This is a genomic window from Priestia sp. Y58 (assembly GCF_029522095.1).
Classification (GTDB): domain Bacteria; phylum Bacillota; class Bacilli; order Bacillales; family Bacillaceae_H; genus Priestia; species Priestia megaterium_E.
This window is the reverse complement of the sequence record NZ_JAKWFL010000011.1, coordinates 1-18,789: the sequence shown is the minus strand read 5'-3', so window position 1 is coordinate 18,789 and position 18,789 is coordinate 1. Positions and strand designations below refer to the sequence as shown.

Annotated in this window: 18 protein-coding genes, 1 tRNA gene and 1 rRNA gene; 4 read left to right on the top strand and 16 right to left on the bottom strand. The window is 36.8% G+C overall.

The features are described from left to right. Positions 1-43: 43 nt before the first annotated feature. Entirely contained in the window at positions 44-1,051 is a 1,008-nt protein-coding gene (iolC, locus tag MMB68_RS23885; protein WP_264408849.1) for a 5-dehydro-2-deoxygluconokinase, read from the bottom strand. Between the two features lie 76 nt (positions 1,052-1,127). After that, positions 1,128-2,150, bottom strand: coding sequence for an inositol 2-dehydrogenase (gene iolG / locus MMB68_RS23880; RefSeq protein WP_277549438.1), 1,023 nt, complete (start codon positions 2,148-2,150; stop codon positions 1,128-1,130). A gap of 429 nt (positions 2,151-2,579) precedes the next feature. Between iolG and MMB68_RS23875 the strand changes: the two genes are divergently transcribed. Continuing rightward, positions 2,580-3,860 (top strand): MFS transporter, encoded by a 1,281-nt coding sequence (locus MMB68_RS23875; RefSeq protein WP_277549437.1) that lies wholly within the window; start codon positions 2,580-2,582, stop codon positions 3,858-3,860. Positions 3,861-3,923: 63 nt separating this feature from the next. Here the strand turns inward: MMB68_RS23875 and MMB68_RS23870 are convergent, their stop codons facing one another. Together MMB68_RS23870 and MMB68_RS23865 are read right to left on the bottom strand one after the other, a co-directional pair. Then, positions 3,924-4,922, bottom strand: a complete 999-nt coding sequence (locus tag MMB68_RS23870) for a LacI family DNA-binding transcriptional regulator (RefSeq protein ID WP_277448571.1) — start codon at positions 4,920-4,922, stop codon at positions 3,924-3,926. Positions 4,923-5,059: 137 nt separating this feature from the next. Continuing rightward, on the bottom strand, positions 5,060-6,391 hold the full coding sequence (locus tag MMB68_RS23865; RefSeq protein ID WP_221785200.1) for a prolyl oligopeptidase family serine peptidase: 1,332 nt from the start codon (positions 6,389-6,391) through the stop codon (positions 5,060-5,062). Positions 6,392-6,661: 270 nt separating this feature from the next. On the opposite strand from MMB68_RS23865, the gene MMB68_RS23860 reads away from it, so the two are divergent. Next, positions 6,662-6,871, top strand: coding sequence for an alpha/beta-type small acid-soluble spore protein (locus MMB68_RS23860; RefSeq protein WP_025753598.1), 210 nt, complete (start codon positions 6,662-6,664; stop codon positions 6,869-6,871). A gap of 231 nt (positions 6,872-7,102) precedes the next feature. On the opposite strand, the gene MMB68_RS23855 is transcribed toward MMB68_RS23860, so the two are convergent. The 4 genes from MMB68_RS23855 to MMB68_RS23840 all read right to left on the bottom strand — a co-directional run bounded on the left by MMB68_RS23855 (position 7,103) and on the right by MMB68_RS23840 (position 10,832). Then, positions 7,103-7,330, bottom strand: coding sequence for a hypothetical protein (locus MMB68_RS23855; RefSeq protein ID WP_221785201.1), 228 nt, complete (start codon positions 7,328-7,330; stop codon positions 7,103-7,105). Between the two features lie 75 nt (positions 7,331-7,405). Next, positions 7,406-7,897 carry a YflT domain-containing protein gene (locus tag MMB68_RS23850; RefSeq protein WP_277549435.1) on the bottom strand — a complete coding sequence of 164 codons (492 nt, stop codon included), beginning with the start codon at positions 7,895-7,897 and terminating at the stop codon, positions 7,406-7,408. Between the two features lie 174 nt (positions 7,898-8,071). Further along, positions 8,072-9,523 carry a cardiolipin synthase gene (gene cls / locus MMB68_RS23845; protein ID WP_277549434.1) on the bottom strand — a complete coding sequence of 484 codons (1,452 nt, stop codon included), beginning with the start codon at positions 9,521-9,523 and terminating at the stop codon, positions 8,072-8,074. 478 nt (positions 9,524-10,001) lie between these two features. Next, positions 10,002-10,832 (bottom strand): GNAT family N-acetyltransferase, encoded by an 831-nt coding sequence (locus tag MMB68_RS23840; protein WP_264408845.1) that lies wholly within the window; start codon positions 10,830-10,832, stop codon positions 10,002-10,004. A gap of 148 nt (positions 10,833-10,980) precedes the next feature. Between MMB68_RS23840 and MMB68_RS23835 the strand changes: the two genes are divergently transcribed. Both MMB68_RS23835 and MMB68_RS23830 read left to right on the top strand, forming a co-directional pair. Continuing rightward, positions 10,981-11,154 carry a hypothetical protein gene (locus MMB68_RS23835; RefSeq protein WP_013081589.1) on the top strand — a complete coding sequence of 58 codons (174 nt, stop codon included), beginning with the start codon at positions 10,981-10,983 and terminating at the stop codon, positions 11,152-11,154. 160 nt (positions 11,155-11,314) lie between these two features. Further along, complete coding sequence (locus MMB68_RS23830) at positions 11,315-11,851, top strand: SH3 domain-containing protein (protein ID WP_264408844.1); 537 nt, start codon at positions 11,315-11,317, stop codon at positions 11,849-11,851. 53 nt (positions 11,852-11,904) lie between these two features. Here MMB68_RS23830 and MMB68_RS23825 read toward each other — a convergent pair whose 3' ends face one another. The 8 genes from MMB68_RS23825 to rrf all read right to left on the bottom strand — a co-directional run bounded on the left by MMB68_RS23825 (position 11,905) and on the right by rrf (position 18,779). After that, complete coding sequence (locus MMB68_RS23825) at positions 11,905-12,033, bottom strand: YjcZ family sporulation protein (protein WP_013055210.1); 129 nt, start codon at positions 12,031-12,033, stop codon at positions 11,905-11,907. A gap of 225 nt (positions 12,034-12,258) precedes the next feature. Further along, positions 12,259-13,020, bottom strand: coding sequence for a M15 family metallopeptidase (locus MMB68_RS23820; protein ID WP_269871642.1), 762 nt, complete (start codon positions 13,018-13,020; stop codon positions 12,259-12,261). 208 nt (positions 13,021-13,228) lie between these two features. Next, complete coding sequence (locus MMB68_RS23815; protein WP_277549433.1) at positions 13,229-14,446, bottom strand: LysM peptidoglycan-binding and 3D domain-containing protein; 1,218 nt, start codon at positions 14,444-14,446, stop codon at positions 13,229-13,231. 278 nt (positions 14,447-14,724) lie between these two features. Then, positions 14,725-16,497: an extracellular catalytic domain type 1 short-chain-length polyhydroxyalkanoate depolymerase gene (locus tag MMB68_RS23810; RefSeq protein ID WP_277549432.1), complete on the bottom strand. Its 1,773-nt coding sequence runs from the start codon at positions 16,495-16,497 to the stop codon at positions 14,725-14,727. A 252-nt stretch (positions 16,498-16,749) separates the two neighbouring features. Then, complete coding sequence (locus tag MMB68_RS23805; protein WP_013055206.1) at positions 16,750-17,247, bottom strand: GNAT family N-acetyltransferase; 498 nt, start codon at positions 17,245-17,247, stop codon at positions 16,750-16,752. A 584-nt stretch (positions 17,248-17,831) separates the two neighbouring features. Then, the gene (locus MMB68_RS23800) at positions 17,832-18,437 is read right to left on the bottom strand and encodes a hypothetical protein (protein ID WP_033580913.1); all 606 of its coding nucleotides are present in this window, start codon (positions 18,435-18,437) and stop codon (positions 17,832-17,834) included. Between the two features lie 138 nt (positions 18,438-18,575). Further along, a tRNA-Met gene (locus MMB68_RS23795) sits at positions 18,576-18,652 on the bottom strand. Positions 18,653-18,663: 11 nt separating this feature from the next. After that, positions 18,664-18,779, bottom strand: a 5S ribosomal RNA gene (gene rrf / locus MMB68_RS23790). Positions 18,780-18,789: the final 10 nt, after the last annotated feature.

The window sequence follows — 18,789 nt, the reverse complement described above, 5'->3', positions numbered from 1 at the left end:
CTTTAATCTCTCAAGCAATCTCTCAAGATTTTCCCTTTGTTTATTAAGCTTCCTGCAAAACTTCCGTTGCTGTCTCCATAAAGTTGAAGAGCTCAATGCTTGTCGGCATAGCATCTGAACAGCTGTGTTTTGAAATGACAATCGATGCGGAGGCACCCCCCAATCGCATTGCCTGTGGAATTTCCAGCCCTTGCATCAATCCGTAAATAAAGGCTGAAGCATAGGAATCACCAGCGCCAAACGTTTTCAGAACTTTTGTTTTAAATATTCCTCCGCGGTGAGACTTACCATCTCTTGTATAGGCAATAGACCCTTCTCCACCGTGCTTAATCACGACGATTTGAGCATGGTGAGAAAACCAGCGCTCTGCTGTTACTTGATCATTAGATTCTTTATAATTTAAAAGGTTTTCCATCATGTCAAACTCTTCTCGCGTACCAATAATTACATCTGATTTTTCAGCGGCTAAATTAAAATAGACTGCCGTTTCAGCTTCGGATTCCCATGTATATGGACGATAATCGATATCAAAAAACACTACAACTTCATGCTTGCGTGCGTGTTCTAGCGCTAAAAACACTGCTTCACGAGAAGGACTTTGCGCAAGAGCCGTTCCAGATATTAAAAGAGCCTTTGACTTCTTAATATATTCTTCTGATACTTCTGTAGGATCTAGTTTTAAATCCGCTACGTTATCACGATACATTAAGATACTGCAATCTGTAGGACTTTTGATTTCCGTAAAAGCTAGCCCTGTTACGGCCCCAGTTTTATCAATAACAATGCTATCTGTATTAATCTTATTTTTTTGCAGATAATCCGTAATGAAGCGTCCCATTTGATCATCTGATACTTTTCCGATAAAGCCGGTTTTTAAGCCTAGCCTTGCTGCTCCAATCGCAATATTAGCCGGAGAGCCTCCTACATATTTAGTAAATGTTTTAGTCTCTTCCATTGGACGCTGTGTTTCATTTGCATTTAAATCAATACATAAGCGGCCGATAGCGATAAAATCTAAATCACGATTTTCTTTAAAAACAAGCGGATTCATCTTTACTCCTCCTTAGTTAAGCGCTTTCCTAAAAGGGTAGAAAGACCAATTTCTTTCATCCCCACGTTTACCGTCATTAATTCACTGCGTATTTTTTATGTTCAATCTTTACTGGCTGCCCGGATAGTAAAGATTCTTTTGCTGCTTTAGCAATTCGTTCTGCTTGTAATCCGTCGTTCCCTGTACAAATAACGCTTTGTTTTTCCATAATTGCTCTTGCAAACTGTGTCACTTCCGCTATGTACGCTTGTGTATAGCGCTCAAGAAAGAAATACAGCGGCTTCTCTTTGACTACACTTTCGCCTGTTGATATTTCTACTGTAGTAGGACGGCAATTGTCAGCAGCAGCGGCACCTTTTTCACCAAAAACTTCAAGGCGCTGGTCGTAACCGTAGACAGCTTGACGACTGTTATCAATTACACCTAAAGCTCCATTTGCAAATTTTAATGATACAATTGCCGTATCTATATCTCCCGCTTCTTCAATAGCAGGATCGATGAGCGTCGTGCCGTAAGCCGATACTTCAATTACTTCACTGTCCATTACATAACGAGCCATATCAAAATCATGAATCATCATATCCATGAACAATCCTCCTGAAGCGCGAACGTATTCCGGACTCGGAGGCTGAGGATCTCTGGAGGTGATTTTTAAAATGTGCGGCTGTCCTACTTCTCCTTGCTGTACAAGATCATGCACTTTTTTAAAGTTGGGATCAAAGCGTCGGTTAAAGCCAACTTGAAGCTGCACGCCATGTTCTTTTACTACTTCTAACGCTTGGATTGTTTCTTCTACTGAAAAACTAACGGGCTTTTCACAGAAAATATGCTTTTTCGCTCGAGCTGCTTCTTTAATAATCGATGCGTGCGTATTTGTTGGCGAACAAATGAAAACGGCATCAATTTCTGGATCAGCTAATAAATCTTGATAATTTGTTGTTAACGTCGAAATTTCTTTACTTGCAGCCCATTCATGTAAATGGTCTACTACCACATCTGAAACCGCTTTAATTTTTATTTGCGGAATTAATTTTAAATTATCAACGTGTAATTTCCCTATGCGTCCAGCACCAATTATTCCAATTGTAAGAATCCCCATCTTATTTTCCCCTTTAATTAAAAGTTAAGAAAACATTCGCTCAAACCTCTACATAGGTTAAGCGCTTTCCTGATTCCAATTATACATAACGTTTTCTGAAATGCAAACATTTTTTATAGATTATTTAGAATATTTGTTTTTTAACATTCTAAACGCATACTATAAAAAACTATTTTTATTTTTTATCTATTTATCGATGAAATATAAAGAAATTCTCTATATTTAAGTATTTTTATCATGAATTCAGTGATTATTGCCTTGCATACTAATATTTTTATGATTAAAATCATTTGATTGAAAATTATATATATTTAAAATTTTAATTGACGTTCAAAAAATGTAAGCGTATACTTTTTATCAAATAGATTAAGCGCTTAACCAAATTAGTTTGATGTTTTACACAAAATAATCGATCTGGTGGTGTGGAAAATGAATGAATTTATTTCCAGAAAAACGGCTTTAGACAGGATTGGGATCCCTTCTCATTTAACGTGGGGATACATAGGTATTATTGTTTTTATGATTGGCGATGGTTTAGAACAAGGATGGTTATCTCCTTATCTTGTAGAACGAGGTTTAACCATTGAACATGCTGCTTTACTGTTTACTGTTTACGGCATTACGGTTTCTGTTTCTTCCTGGTTCTCCGGCGTACTGGTTCAGCTGTGGGGTCCTAGAAAAGCCATGGCATTCGGCTTGATATCCTTTATTATTGGTTCAATTGGATTTATAGGTTTAGGACTTCATATTATGAATTACACAATTATACTAATTTGTTATGCTCTTAGAGGATTTGGTTACCCTTTATTTGCTTACTCATTCTTGGTCTGGGTGTCTTACCGAACGCCCCAGGAAATGCTTTCAAAAGCAGTAGGCTGGTTTTGGTTTGTCTTCCAGCTTGGATTAAGCGTAATCGGAGCCTTTTACTCAAGTTATATGGTTCCAAAAATTGGAGAAATCGCTACCTTGTGGAGTGGTTTACTTTTTGTTTTGATTGGTGGAATCTTTTCGATTATTATGAATAAAGACAAGTTTACCGTACAAAAAGTAAACGATAATAAAACAAAAGAATTAATGAAAGGGATTACAATTGCATTTGAGAACCCTAAAGTAGGGATCGGCGGCATCGTAAAGATTATTAACTCTGCTGCTCAATTTGGATTTGTTGTTTTCTTACCAACATATATGATGAAACATGATTTTACGATGAGTGAATGGTTGCAAATCTGGGGTACATTGTTTTTTGTGAATATGGCTTTTAATATTATTTTTGGTATTGTTGGAGATAAGTTTGGCTGGGTAAATACAATCAAATGGTTTGGCGGAGTTGGATGCGGAATTGTAACACTTGCTCTTTACTATGTACCGCAATTCTTCGGACATAATTATTGGGTAATGATGATTGTCGCATGCTGTTACGGTGCAACACTAGCAGGTTATGTCCCTCTTACAGCGTTAGTGCCTTCTTTAGCTCCGGAGAATAAAGGAGCTGCAATGTCTGTGTTGAACTTAGGATCTGGACTTTCTGCTTTTGTAGGTCCTTTAATTGTGACCGTTTTTATTGGTCTTTTGGGCACGGGCGGCGTAATTTGGATATTTGCTTGCTTATACTTCTTTGGTGCTTTTCTAACTGGTTTCCTTACGATTCCAACAGAGACAACTATTAAAGGCGAAACAATAAACGAAGTCAAAAGTCCGGTCTCTCTATAAATATGCTTAAGCAGAAAAAGCTGCAGGTGCCTCAACACCTGCAGCTTTTTTACCTTCTCTATTTTATAACTTTTTTACCGACGCACGTTCTACTAGTTCGGGAATAATCGTTACTCGCTGTTTCGCATGCTCTTCTTTTTTCATAGACTTTAACAGCTGTTCAAACGTACTAGTAGCCATCTGAGAAATGGGTTGTTCAATCGTTGTCAAACCGGGCTCAGCAATATCGGCATAAATCGTATTATCGAATCCAATTACCGACAGATCTCCCGGAATTGAAAGCCCCTGCTTTCTTGCCTCGTTTATGAGCGATACACCAATTAGATCTGTACATGCAAAGACTGCTGTTGGCCTATTAGGTAAGGAAAGCAGCTGTTTACTTGCTCTCCTGCTATCCTCTACTGTTGAATAACAGCTGATAATGGACTGGTTTTCTAGTGATAAATTTGCTTCTGTGAGCGCTTGTTTAAATCCTGCTAATCGCCCCTCACTGCTTTTTCTATCTTTTTCAGTCATAATCGTTACCGATTGATGACCTTTTTCTATTAAATACGTACCTGCGATATATCCTCCGCGAACGTTATCAATTGTCACTACATGCGTTGAGATAGAAGGATGGTCAACTGAAAACAATACAAGCGGTACATCATGCTTCACAATCTTCTTTACGAGCTTCGTATCATTTAGTTCGGTTGCGATAATGATTCCATCTACTTGTTTTTTAAATAAAAGATCTATATATTCATGCTCGCGCGCAGTTTGATGATCTGTACTGCATAAAAAAAGCGTGTATCCCGCTGCTCTAGCACTATTTTCAAAAGCTCTTGCTACCTCTGCAAAAAAAGGATTCGAGATATCAGGAACTAGAACACCGATCGTATACGTCTTTTTTCCTGTTAACGCCGCTGCAACACTGCTAGGCTGATAATCTAATTCCATCATTACTTTATTCACTTTTTTTATCGTTTTTTCACTAATACGGCCTGTTTGATTGATTACTTTGGATACAGTGGCTATCGATACCCCTGCTTTTTTCGCAACATCGTAAATGGTTGGTTTCACTTTCACTGTTCCTTTCTTCGTGATCTCTTCCTTTATTTTATCACGAAAGTATTCAATCGTTTATTTTAGATACAGTCTTTCGTTGTAAAAGAGAAATAAAAAAGCTGTTCAACGTTCAACAGCTTTTTTTAAAATGATTAATTTTTCAACGATTGTTTACTCATCCATTCCATTATGCTTGTTGTGCTGCCGTTTATTTTAGCGTTGGGTTCATTATTATACAGATATATCCAAGATGAATGTCCATTATACTGATAGGGCGAACCATCATTATTTTTATACAAACCTGTGGTGTCATGCACATCTTCAAATAGTGATAAATAAACATTATTTGTATGTCTTTTCACCAAACGTTCATAAGTTGGAAGAGTGTTAATGTTTGGCGGAAGAACCGTATCATTCTTAGCGGCTACGAACCAAATAGGCGTTTCTTTCATCTTTTCAATATCTTGATCCGTAATTAATCTATCATTTAGTCCTTCACATACCGGAAATGCTGCTGCAAAGTAGTTGGGATAATCACGAATCATGAGCATAGTCATATATCCGCCGTTAGATGCTCCTCCGATATAGATTCTATTTGGATCAATATCAGGGTTTTTAGAAACATATTCTTGAATTAAAGCCATCAGTGATTCTTTATAAATAGAAGTTCCATCCGCTTCAGCTGTATAACCATCCATCCATTTTGTTGGCGCTTGCGGTACTAAAACGTAGGCACCTTCAAAATAAGCCTGAGTTTCTTTTGTGACAAAACTAACAGCTTTATTGGCAGATAAGGGAATTGTTGCATCTGTTCCTCCTTCTCCTCCACCATGTAGCCAAATAATTAATGGATTCTTTTTCTTATCCTTTGCCGGCGCATGACTTGCGTATGCCAATTCCATATTATGATATATACCTTTTTGAATGGTAAAATCATCTACGAGCTCTCTTTTCTCTCCCGCAAACTGTTTCACTACAAGCCCTGACAACTTTCCTTTCTTTGTTACGATATCTTTTTGCTGAGTAATGGTATATTGACTGTCTATCCATGCATTTAACCCTGTACCATATTCATCATAATTTAGTGGTGCTCCTAATGAAACAGCTGGTCCAACTTCCATTTCTAAAACTGCATATTTTCCATTATGTACGGCTGGTTGTCCATCTTTATCAGATACATAGGCTTTTTTTACTGTACGATCTCCTTGTTCCAATAAAGACGGTTTTAATCGACTATCACTTCGAGCCACATGCACCTTAAACGTTTCTTTTGTAAGTGAATTAGTTGGAACAGGTTCACCTAAGTCAATAATAATTTTTGTGATCGCCGCTCCCCAATCATAAATCTCTGTCACTGTACGATAGGATGTAGCTTTTTCGTGCGTCTGCTTCGCCAGCGCTGCTTTCTCATAAGAGAGTACAATGCCAATTGCTAAACTCAATGTAATAGCCAATAGTACAGACTTTTTTAACCTTTGATACATAGAAAATCTCCTCCTTTTAAATAGAATAGGAATATTAAAATTCTCTTTCTATTCCGAATAATATGTAACCGCTTACTTACTTGTGTTCTATTTTACGTGACCTCTCTCTCTTTCTACACATAATTATTTTCCGTTGCCTAGCGGAAAATTTTGTAACTATATTCCAATAAGCATATTCTATAAATCCTTGAAAAAATTTTTTTATTTTATGTATAAAAGCTATCTATTAATCAAATCATAATCTTAACCTTATAAAAGGAGTTGATTATGATGGCAAACAGCAGAAATAAGAGCAGCAACGAATTAGCAGTACACGGTGCTCAACAAGCAATCGATCAAATGAAATATGAGATCGCTAGCGAATTTGGCGTAACTCTTGGTCCTGACGCAACTGCACGCGCAAACGGCTCAGTAGGCGGCGAAATCACAAAACGTCTTGTGCAAATGGCTGAACAGCAACTTGGCGGCGGACGTTTCTAAATCACTATCATAAGCAATACGGCTGGAGGAAGAGCGAATAACCGTCCTTCCTTTTCCCATTTTTATATAATCTCTTATCGCTTTCCTTCTCATCTATATGTATCTAAAACAAAACCACTATCCCCATAACGTTAACATCCGGGTATATAAAATTCTCTTTCTCTCACAATAGATTGTGTATAATACAACATAAAAAGAAGTTCCTTTTATAGGAACTTCTTTTATCTCACTTTATAAATGTGCAAGCTCTTCAGATATCTTTTCGGTCTTTGCTTTGAGCTGTTCTTGCTGACCTTCTAAATCAGCGATTACAGCTAACACATCTGTATTGTTAGGTTCTTCTTCATACTGTTTTAACGTAGCGACAAGAGACTGTGAAACTTTGATGAGCTCTTGATTAACTTCTTGCTGCTGTTTTAAATAGTCAAGTTCATATTCCGTTTTTTCTAGATTTCTCATCGGTCCCCTTCCTTTCGTTAACTAGCTTTTATTTAAGAACGCAGTCTTTTACTATCGCATTTGATTACTTCAACATTACCTTATTTTATTTTCGTGATTGCCGTATAACGTTTTTTCATTCATTGGATCAGCTGATTTTTCAGCAGGTGTCACTGTTTGCCCTAGAGCTGAATTGTGTTTATCATGCTCAACTGCATCTACCATCAGCAAAACTTTTCCTTTTTTAAGATCAGATACATATGAGGAAGCTTCTGCAGCAGGTACACCATATTCGGTTAATTGATTTTCGATTCGATTAACATCTTGATCCATTTTTTCTTCAGACGGATTAAAAGCATTTTTTATTTTCTCCATAAAGGATTGATGGTGTTTTGAGTGTTGATCTGTATCAACTGTTTGCACATCAATTCCTGCAGAATGCTCAATCGCTTCTGTATTTTCATGACTCAGGCCACTGTTTGTCAAAACAGAAAGTGCACTATCCGGATATCCCTGTGTTTTTAAATTTCGAATCGCTGTAATAACGGCTGCCTCTGAATCATACGTACCTACTACATTTTTTGTCATTTTCTATTCCTCCTAGGTATTATCATTTTTTAGCTTGTTATAGTATTAATACCCTTGGATTTTTTAGTAAAACTTTTTAACTTTATCTCTCGCTCTCCTTACAAGGAGAAACCAATAAAACAACAGACTTGAATCTAAAAATTCAAGCCTGTTTCATGATATCAATGATTTTTATTATAAAATTGGTGACAGTAAGCGAGATACCGCTTCTTTAAATTTTATAAGAAGAGAGCGCTCTTTATATCGTTCAAACGTTAATTTTGAACTGCATTGCACATCTTCAAGAAACAGGTTCTGCAACTTTTCCGCAATAGGCTGGTCATATACAACTGCATTCACTTCAAAATTAAGGCTGAAACTTCGTGGATCAATATTCGTCGTTCCTACAGAAGACACTTCATTATCTACTACAATCGTTTTAGCATGCAAAAAGCCTTTTTCATAGAGATAAATATTTGCACCATACGTCAGCAGTTCGCCTACATGAGACCACGTAGCCCAATAAACAAAAAGATGATCGGGTTTGTTTGGAATCATAATATGAATCTCTACTCCAGATAATAAAGCAATTTTACAAGCATCCATAAAGCTTGCGTCTGGAATAAAGTAAGGCGTTTGAAGGTACACACTTTCTTTGGCCGACATAATCAATGAGATATACATGTTTTTCAGATGCTGAGTAGTCGAGTTTGGCCCGCTTGCTACAATTTGTACAGGAACCGTTCCAGAATGAGTTTCTGTACGATGCAAAAATTGTTCCAGTTCAATTGGCTGTTTTGTTGCTTGATGCCAATCTAAAATGAATCTCCCTTGAATATCGTTCACTGACTCTCCTTTAATGCGAAAATGAGTGTCTCTCCAATAACCCATTTTTGGATCTAGCCCTAAATATTCATCTCCTATGTTAAATCCTCCTATGTATGCTACTTCACCATCAATAATACAAAGCTTTCGATGATTTCGATTGTTAATCCGAAAATTGATTAAGCGAAGAATTGAAGGGAAAAACGCCTGTGCTTCGCCGCCATATGAAATAAGCTCCTTAAAAAATGATGGCGTCATTTTTCTAGATCCTACTTCATCATAAAGAACGCGAACCTTTATGCCTTCTTTTGCTTTTTTTGTTAGCTCATCTCTTAATTTTTTCCCAAGATTATCTCGTTGAATAATATAATATTGAATATTAATTTCTTTTTTAGCATTTCGAATGTCCTCAAACAATGCATCAAATTTCTGATTACCATCACTAAAGATATCAATTTCATTGTCTGTGCGCACGAGTGACTTAGAAGAATTTAAATTAGTGAACAGCAGTTTATTATGTTGAATCAATAAATCATTTCGATATTCATGGGTAGCTTTAAGTTCTTTTAGTTGTTCATCTACTGAAGATCTTAAATATTCCCGCTCATCAGATGATAACTTATAAAAGTTCTTCTGTTTTAGCTGTCTTCCAAAGAATAGATATACAATAAAGCCGACAATCGGTATAAAAAATAAAATAAGAAGCCACGCCCATGTCGATCCTATATCCCTTCGTTCGATGAAAATAAGAATACCGGCTAATAAAATATTAATAGCTGTTACAACAGATACACTTAGTGTAAAGATATGGGCAAATTCCATCCTTTTACTCCTTTCTTTCTACTACATCGCTTTATTAACTCATTCCCTTTTTTAACGTTCTCATTCACCTTACTATACATAACACAGATGGCTTGCTTTTTCACCTTTAGGATCCAAATTTTATTGTTTCTTTCTTTTTTGCTACGCTAAAAATGTGAAATATTTCTTTTTATTGTGTATTAAAAATAAGGGGGAAATAATTTGTTTTTTTTCTTTTATTTTTCTTAGCCTCACCAATGTATTTGTCAGTATTAGCCTGGGGTATACGGCTTATTAATTATTTAGAAAAGCATTTATTGGAGGTATTCTTACGTGTATCCTTACTTGCAGCGCTCCTATCATGTTTGTATGGTCTTCCCTGTTTCTATCAACGGGCATATCACTTTTTCTCTACTTTCTCATTATTTGCTCAAAAAAGCACATATCATCTAATATATAAATAAAAAACACGAAAATCTAAGATTTCCGTGTTTTTTATCTACAAGCTGTATACGTAATAATCCTGCACGTGATATGAATTGAAACCGCATGTTTCGTAGAGTTGCAAAGCGCGTTTGTTTTTCGCTTCAACCTCAAGAAATATATCATATCCTAGCCGAAGCTGCTTTAAAACAACTTGTTTTAAAGCAGCTTTTCCTATTCCCAATTTTTGATAAGAAGGTAAAATACCAAATCCATAAATCCATGCTTCGCTTTTATCATAAGATACCCTTAACTTTCCAACCGCTTGATTATTGTACTCTACGATAAAATGATTTTGCTGTTCTTCCGTTTTCGTTTGTTCATAATAAGCAGCTGCTTCTGTTAAAGACATACCAAAGCATTCCACATCAACTTGCATTTCCATTTTCATATCGGTATCTGATTGGGAAGAGCGAAGTGTAACAAAGGGATTATCATCTTCCAATTCTTTTTCTGTCCACTTCATTTGATATTCTGAAAAAGTAAATGAACATGGAATTTGCTTTAAGAACTCCCTGCCTGAAACCGAATCGCCAGGAGCATTCAATAAAATCTCTGTATACCCGCGCTTTTTACATATATGTAAAGCTTGAGAAAACAGCTTTGAAAAAATCCTTTTTCGGCGATAGCTAGGAGCGACCATTCCGCATATTTCTACTGTATTCCCAAACCCATAAAGACCAATAAATCCAACAAGCTGATTATCTTCATAATGAAAAAAATCGTTAACTTCATTTTGTTTTCGACTTCGTAACATATCAAAATTCAGCTTCAGCTCTATATGTTCTTCTTGTTCGCAAATAGACTGTAGTTTCTGTATATCTTCTAGTACATGTTGTGCTAACATACGTATCCTCCTTCATCTCTCTTTTTATTATAAGTTCGGCTTTATTTAACTTTTTCCTTTCATCTTTAGCGCAATAGTCGAATAATTATAGGGTAAAAGCAAGATCAAAAAGCATATAGAGTAATCAAACTAAATAGGCGGGGTGCTTATGAAAAAGACCATTTTAATAAGTTTTATTGCACTAGTTGCTTTAACGATTATTTATTGCCTGCAGAAAGAATTTATTTTTGCCTTAGCTTTGTGGAGCATTTATGGAACAGTACTATCTGTTTTTGTATATTTTTCTTTTTACAAATCAACGGAAGATCGCGAGGAGGAGTAACAATAAAGCTATTAAAAGGTCTGTGAAATAAACCTTTTTACAGACCTTTTATAAATTTACAACTGGGATATATGTTGGTAACAATTTAGAAACAAGTAACCCTTATTCTTAGTGTTATAGAAAAGTCATTACCTATTTCACTAAGGAGTTGGATATTTGTATGAAGACAATTACAAAATCTATATCGGTTTTTGCATTAGCAGCGGGCTTTGCTTTTTCATCCCTATCTGGAACACTGCCATTCACTCACGAGCAAACAGCAAGTGCAGCAGAAAAAATAAACGCACCGTTCAGCGTATATGAAGTGACCGCAAACGTACTTAATATACGTTCAAAGCCTAGCACTCAGGGAAAGATTCTTGATACATTAAGAAAAAAAGATCAAATCGAAGTAGTCAAGTTTGTAAATGCAGACTGGGCTGCCATTAAAATAATTGGCGGCACCGGATATATCAGTACTTCCTATTTAATGAAAGTCCCTACTACTGTTCGTACAGCTGCTAACCTTAATTTACGTACAGGGCCTAGCACAAGCAACAAAGTTGTAACAACTATTCCTAAAGGAAAAAGCGTCAGCTTCTTAGCTTGGGGCTACTCCAAAGATAACAAGCTTTCATTTGATTGGGCTTTTGTAGAATACAACGGCTTTAAAGGATATGTAAGCACTTCGTACTTACAGTTACCTAATTATAGATAAAAACAGATAACTCCCTTGAATTATTTCAAGGGAGTTTATTTATAGACACCTTATTAATAGTGCCCTGCCCATGAAGCACCGATGATAATTAGCAAAATAAATAGCACAACGATTAACGCAAAGCTACTTCCGTGACCTGCTCCGTATCCGTATCCATAACCATAACCTCCGTAAAAACTCATTTTCTTTCACCTCCCTTTTTTGTAGAATATGTGAAGGGAAATGAAAACGAACATGAGTATTCTTTATCACAAAATTCATTATAATTTATAAGCGTTAACTCTTTTACTAGTAAGGCATAGGATATAGCATCCCGTGGTTCATCTCTCTTTCCCTCGTTCCAACTTTTAAAGTAAGGGTATATTCCAGCAATACAAAAAAAGAAGAGTTTATATAACTCTTCTTTTTTATTGAACTGGATTATCAACTTGCATGTAGTCATTATAATATTCTTCTAACGTAATTCCTTTTTTATACACTTTAGAGGCGAGTTCTTTTCCGACAAATCGTATATGCCACGGCTCATATTTATAACCCGTAATCTGCTGCTTTCCCTCTGGATAGCGAACAATGTATCCGTATTTATATGAATTTCTTTCAATCCATTTGGCTTCAGGAGTCTCTTTAAAACAATCTTGAGCCGCACACTTACCTGTGCTGCTTGATACATCTATACTTAAACCAGTCTGATGCTCACTGCTGCCTGGATGGGCGCTATAATGACTGGCTGCCGCTTCTCCATCTTGCTTTATGTACGCTTGATAAAGAGATTCCTGGCGAATTTGAGAACGATAAGCGGAAACACCGGCTAGGTAAATCCCTTCTCGTTCAGCAGCTGAAAACATTCTTTCTAACGCTTTTGCTGCTTCTGTACGCATTTGTCGCTTTTCAATTTTTTCTTTAAATATAAACCGAACGTCTGGGTATACAAGGTCAGTGGGTTCATAGTGATCAGGAAGAAGATTTTGTTTATTTACTAGCACGGCAATGGATTCGGGGTTCCCAACAACTTCTATGCTATTTTGCTTCTGTTTAGAAGAAGATAAAGGATTATGATCAGACGTGTTCAAATGATCGTCGTGCTGAAATAATCCTTGATAGCCTAGATACGAGAATCCTGCGATCACACCCAGCACTATTAGTAAAGCCATTTTTTTATAAAGTTTCATATTTCTATACTCCTGACATATTTTCAGCTTTTTAGGCCACTCAAACATTGTATATAAATCAAGAAATAATTACTAATATAACAAACTAATTCCTACTATAAATTTCAGTATGCCCGGACCTAATTTTTTTCAAACGTTCATTTTAAACGTAAAAAAGAGATGTCTCCTAAAAGACATCTCTTTTTATTTCTATTCTATAAGACTAGTATTAGTCGATAACTGTAATTTTAACTGATCTTCTGCCCCAGTCTTGTGCAGCACTATCTGAAGAAACGAATACATCAATTCGATTTCCTTTAATTGCGCCACCCGTATCTGCCGCTACAGCTTGACCATAACCTTCAACGTATACTTTTGAACCTAATGGAATAACGCTAGGATCAACCGCAATTACTCGTTGATTTGGATTTGATTTTAAATTTACTCCAGTAGCTGTCGTACCACTGCATCCAGCACAGTTAGCTGTATAAGCTGTTGCTTCAACAGTCATAGACTTGCCGCTAGCTTGCTGTTGAGACTGCTGTTGCTGCTGTTGAGCTGCTTGTTCTTTTTGTGCTTGCTCTTGAGCTGCTGCTTGAGCTTGCTCTTGTTCTTTTTGTGCCTGCTCTTGGGCTGCCTGTGCTTGTGCTGCTGCTTGAGCTTGCTCTTGTTCTTTTTGTGCTTGTTCTTGTGCTGCCTGTGCTTGTGCTGCTTGAGCTTGCTCTTGTTCTTTTTGCGCTTGCTCTTGGGCTGCCTGTGCTTGTGCTGCTTGAGCTTGCTCTTGTTCTTTTTGTGCTTGTTCTTGTGCTGCCTGTGCTTGTGCTGCTTGAGCTTGCTCTTGTTCTTTTTGTGCTTGCTCTTGGGCTGCCTGTGCTTGTGCTGCTTGAGCTTGCTCTTGTTCTTTTTGTGCTTGCTCTTGGGTTGCCTGTGCTTGTGCTGCTACTTGAGCTTGCTCTTGTTCTTTTTGCGTTTGTTCTTGTGCTGCTTGTTCTTGCTGAGCTTGTGCCGTTTGAGACTGCTGCGCTTGTGGAGCTGCCTTTGCTACTGGCGCACTAGCTGTTTGAGATTGAGCTGCTTGTGCCGTTTTAATTTTAAATTGTTCTCCAGGGAAAACTAAGTCTGATGTTAAACCGTTCCATTCTTTAATTTCTTCTACTGTTACGCCATAATGTTGACCGATTGACCACAAAGTGTCACCACGTTTTACAGTATGTACGATTTCTTTTATGCTAGATAAGTTTAGTGTCTGATTTGGATAAATTAGTGTTGATGTTAAGTTATTAGCATCTTTTAGCTCGTCTACGCTCACATTATGATTTTGAGCGATTTTCCATAAAGTGTCACCTTTTTGTACTTCATACGTTCCGCTTGTAGAGGCAGATGCTGCACCTACAAATCCTGCTGAAAGAATTGCCGTTGTCCCTAGAGTAAATACAAATTTCTTCATTTTCCGAATACCTCCTTATTTACTCAATGACTGAATGATACCACCTGTTCATTTCACTTCCATTACAGGAATATTTTACTTTTATTACGGATTTAATTAATTTTAAACATTTTCTTGTAATATTTCTGACAATTCATTTTTGAATAATGATTAAATTTCATCAAAATCATGTCAAAATTTGAAGAAAACTCTATAAAAAGTTGGAGTTGTATTCGGTGATAAAAGTAACTTATCAGCAAAAAAACCTTCTAAAAGCAGTTAGCTTTTAGAAGGTTTTTTTACTGATATGAAACAGTTAAAGTTGGAGCGTATGCAGGATTGTCGCCCCCATAAATTTCAACTACGTCACTTAAAAAGTCCGCTGGACCTGAGCTTGACAAGCGAAACTGAGTTTTGCCGGTCCTATCTATATATCCCCAAAGCGAGGAAGGAAGTTGAATAGTTGTATATCCATTATTGAGTGAAGGCACTGACATTTGGAAGCCCCCTGAAATAGATGGTGAAGCCTGATAATCTATTTGTTCTAAAGTACTGCTAGTTCCAAATACACCGCTTTTAATATCGCCTTTCAAAGATGAAATATTACCAGTTGAAGATTTGCGATAAATTTTTAAAGATACATCCGTAACGATTGCATCATCAGGTAAAGAACTTGTATCAAAAGATAAAATGGTTCGGTATGTGTCGGTATTGTACATTCCTTTATCCCCAATTTTATGAATAGAACTACTCATACCGTCAGCTGATAAGTTTCCGATAAATCCATCTTCAGCAGCAAGCGAAGAAAATACTGAAGATTTCTCTGAAGTTCCAGAAATTTGATAAACTTCCGTCTTTACTTCCTCTTGGTTACCCGCTGCGTCTACACTAAAAAATTTTATTGTTTTGCTAGAGTTGATGGTAATAGGCTCAGAGTACTTTAGAGAATTAACAGTTGGTATGCTTCCATCTAATGTATAGTAAGTGGTGGCAGGTTCATTGGTTGATAATGTGACAGAAACAGAACTTCCATACGTTCCTCCCGCTGGTGAAGCAGTTGTAACCGGTGGGGATATATCTCCTGGATTAGGAGCATCACCACTTTTCGAATGGCTTTTAAAAAAGTTCCAGCTTAATTTAGTTGCATTTGGTCCTTTAGGATCTGTATAAGAACCAGATGTACTTCCTCCTGACCAAGCATGTCCCATTCCTTCTATCGTGTACTTTTCCATTACTGTTTTTCCTGCTGTATCTTTGTAAATATATTGCGTATAGCTTCTTCCACCAGATACTGTACCTGTTGAAGTTTGATCTGCCGTATCATCAATATTGTTATTATCCAGCCCATCAGACGCTCTATCATTTGTTTGAGCCCATTGCGATAATATTTGATGCGCATTTATAGGCGCAACAGTGTAGTCAGCTGTTCCATGAAACAAAATAATTGGAACCACTCGTTTATGATCTCCCATGGCTGAATAAGCTAAATCTCCCTGTTGGATAGGATTAGGACCTCCACTGCTCATTGCTGTATAAGCACCTGTCACACTAGTCGCTGCTTTATATTCTAAGCCAGCCCCAACGCTGATAGCCGCAAATATGTCTGGATAAGTAGCTCCCATAATAACACTCATAGCTGCACCAGCAGATAGCCCTCCAACAAAGACTTGGTCGGCATCTATTGAATAACTGCTTTTTATTTGATTGACCATTCCAGCAATTAACGCTGGTTCACCGCTTCCCGTTGATTGATGAGCTGTATCAAACCAGTTCCAACACTTATTTGAATTAGCAGAAGAGGGTTGTTCTGGATAAAGAACAAGAAACTTCTCTGTCTCCGCCAGTTCATTCATTTGGGTTCCTGCTGCAAATTGATCAGGGTCTTGAGTACAGCCATGTAGCATAACTACTAGAGGTAAAGCAGCATCTCCCTGATAACCGTTAGGTACGTACAGTTTGTATGTCCTTCCGTTATATGTTTTAGAGGTAAAACTTCCTGCGGCTGAAGAAGATACAGCACCCAAAGATAAAAAAAGTATAAAAATCATCCCTGCTATAAATAATCGTTTCATCTTCCTGCTTCCCCCTTATATTGATATGGTTATACTTAGCAGCAAACGTACGTACATATCGGTATGGTATGGAATGGATAAGAGTTATTAGTAAGATAATAGCAAGTTTTTATGTAATGAAATTTATATTAACTGCACGATTTGCGTACGGTTATGAGGACGAATAAAATCATTCATCTCCCAAATAAAGAAAACGCTTACATAAAACTGTAAACGATTGTGCCGATAAATACTATAAAAAAGACATACCTTTTAAAAATAGGCCGGTATGTCTTCTATGGACTGCTTACTTAAGTATTCATATTGTGACTCGCTGCAATTTACCATAGCAATGGATTGAGGATAACGCTGTAAATGAGAAGGGAGCTCCTTAAACCCAAACTGATGATAATATTCAGGAAGAATATCGCTATAAAGCATAAAAATAGCGCTGCGCTTCTCTATCTTCATCTTTTTAAAAAAGTCTTCAAGCATATCTCGGCCATACCCCATTCGTTGATAAAGCTGATGAACAACAACGGACCCAATACCATGCAAAGCAAACTTTAATCGAGGAGTTTGTAAAAGAAGCAAAATAAATGAACCAATAATTTGATTCTCTTCATTTACATATACATACCGAATTCCATATGTTTCTTCTTTTTGATTATCTCTAACATACTCTTTGTACGTCCTGCCTTTAGGCCATGCCGCATATCCCATTTGATAGACTTCTGCCAATTCTTCAGACTTTATTTTTCTTAATAACATGAACATCCCCTCTTTATTTATAATCCCATACGTCAGCAGACATTTTTTATAGAGTTAAAAATAGTTCCTGTATGTATATATTATACTTCATCCTACGGAAGCTTTCTTGCTCGGAGTACTATTAACAGCTAATATGTAGGCTGCTTTCTCAAAAAACTAGAAAGATTCCTGATAGTTGTTCTTCACCCATATCAGTCATATATGTAAAGATACTCTTTATCATTCCATAAAAACATAGAGATGTAAATATATTTCCAGCTTCACTTAACATTCATTATGTATCACCTATCAAAAAAGAAATTGGGCCATAACGAAATGAATGCAATCTAAAGACGAACAACCCGGATAAATAACCTGGGATGCTTGTTCCGCCGCTGTTGCTTTACGTGCAAGGCTTCGCTTTCCGCGAGCGGGCGATGGAGCCTTGCCCTCCAACCAACAGCTAGAAGCACCTCATACTGAAACCTACGTTCACCATGACCATTAAAAAACACGAACTATCTATTTTTGATAGATAGTTCGTGTTCAACGTTAACTAAACTGCTTTTGTCCCAGCATCTTTATAGTAAAAGTAATCATCATTTTTAAGCTTTTTCGTTCTCTACATACTCCACTAGATGAAAGAAAAAGCGATATGTAAGAACAAGAGCTTCACCTATTGACATTTTTTCATCAAACTCTTTTATAGCATCTAACTCAATATTCACATCCCATAATCCATCTTTATCATTAAATAAAAGCTGGACGCTTGTTGGGCCGTCATTAAGCTCTTTAGCAAAAAATTGTTTTAGTACAGAACCGAATTTTTTTTGCATATGTAACCCCGTTAATACTTTATATGTGCCAAACACATCATCCACTTCAAAAGAACATCCATCAAGCTTAATAAATTCAAACCATTTTGATTCTACATATAGAAATTCACTTCTGTGTTCTTTTAAGTAAGAAAGAGGAGTATCTAAAAACGAAAGAGGAGATTCTTCTGCGATCAGCTCGTCCGTTTCTTTATCTACTCTTTCGATATAAGAATCTTTAAAACGTGAAGATGCCTCTTTTTCTTCTATCATCAGGTTTTGCGGCACCAACTCTTTTTGCAACGCATATTCCTTTTCTTCTTGATATAGAGATAAAGATTGACCTTGAACGTTCATTTCTTTTTCAATATAAGTTTGAATATTACTTTGTAACATAAAAAACCTCCTGATTAATCTGCATCACTATCTTATATCATAACCTAAACAAGTGTTTATAAATATAGCCAAACAAAAAATCCTTAGGCTATGCCTAAGGATAGTAATAATATATTCAAGTATGTATAAAAGATAATTTGGTTGCGGGGACAGGATTTGAACCTGCGACCTTCGGGTTATGAGCCCGACGAGCTACCGAACTGCTCCACCCCGCGATAATAAAAATGCCTGGCAACGTCCTACTCTCACAGGGACAAAGTCCCAACTACCATTGGCGCTAAAGAGCTTAACTTCCGTGTTCGGTATGGGAACGGGTGTGACCTCTTCGCTATCGCCACCAGACAAGAGATTG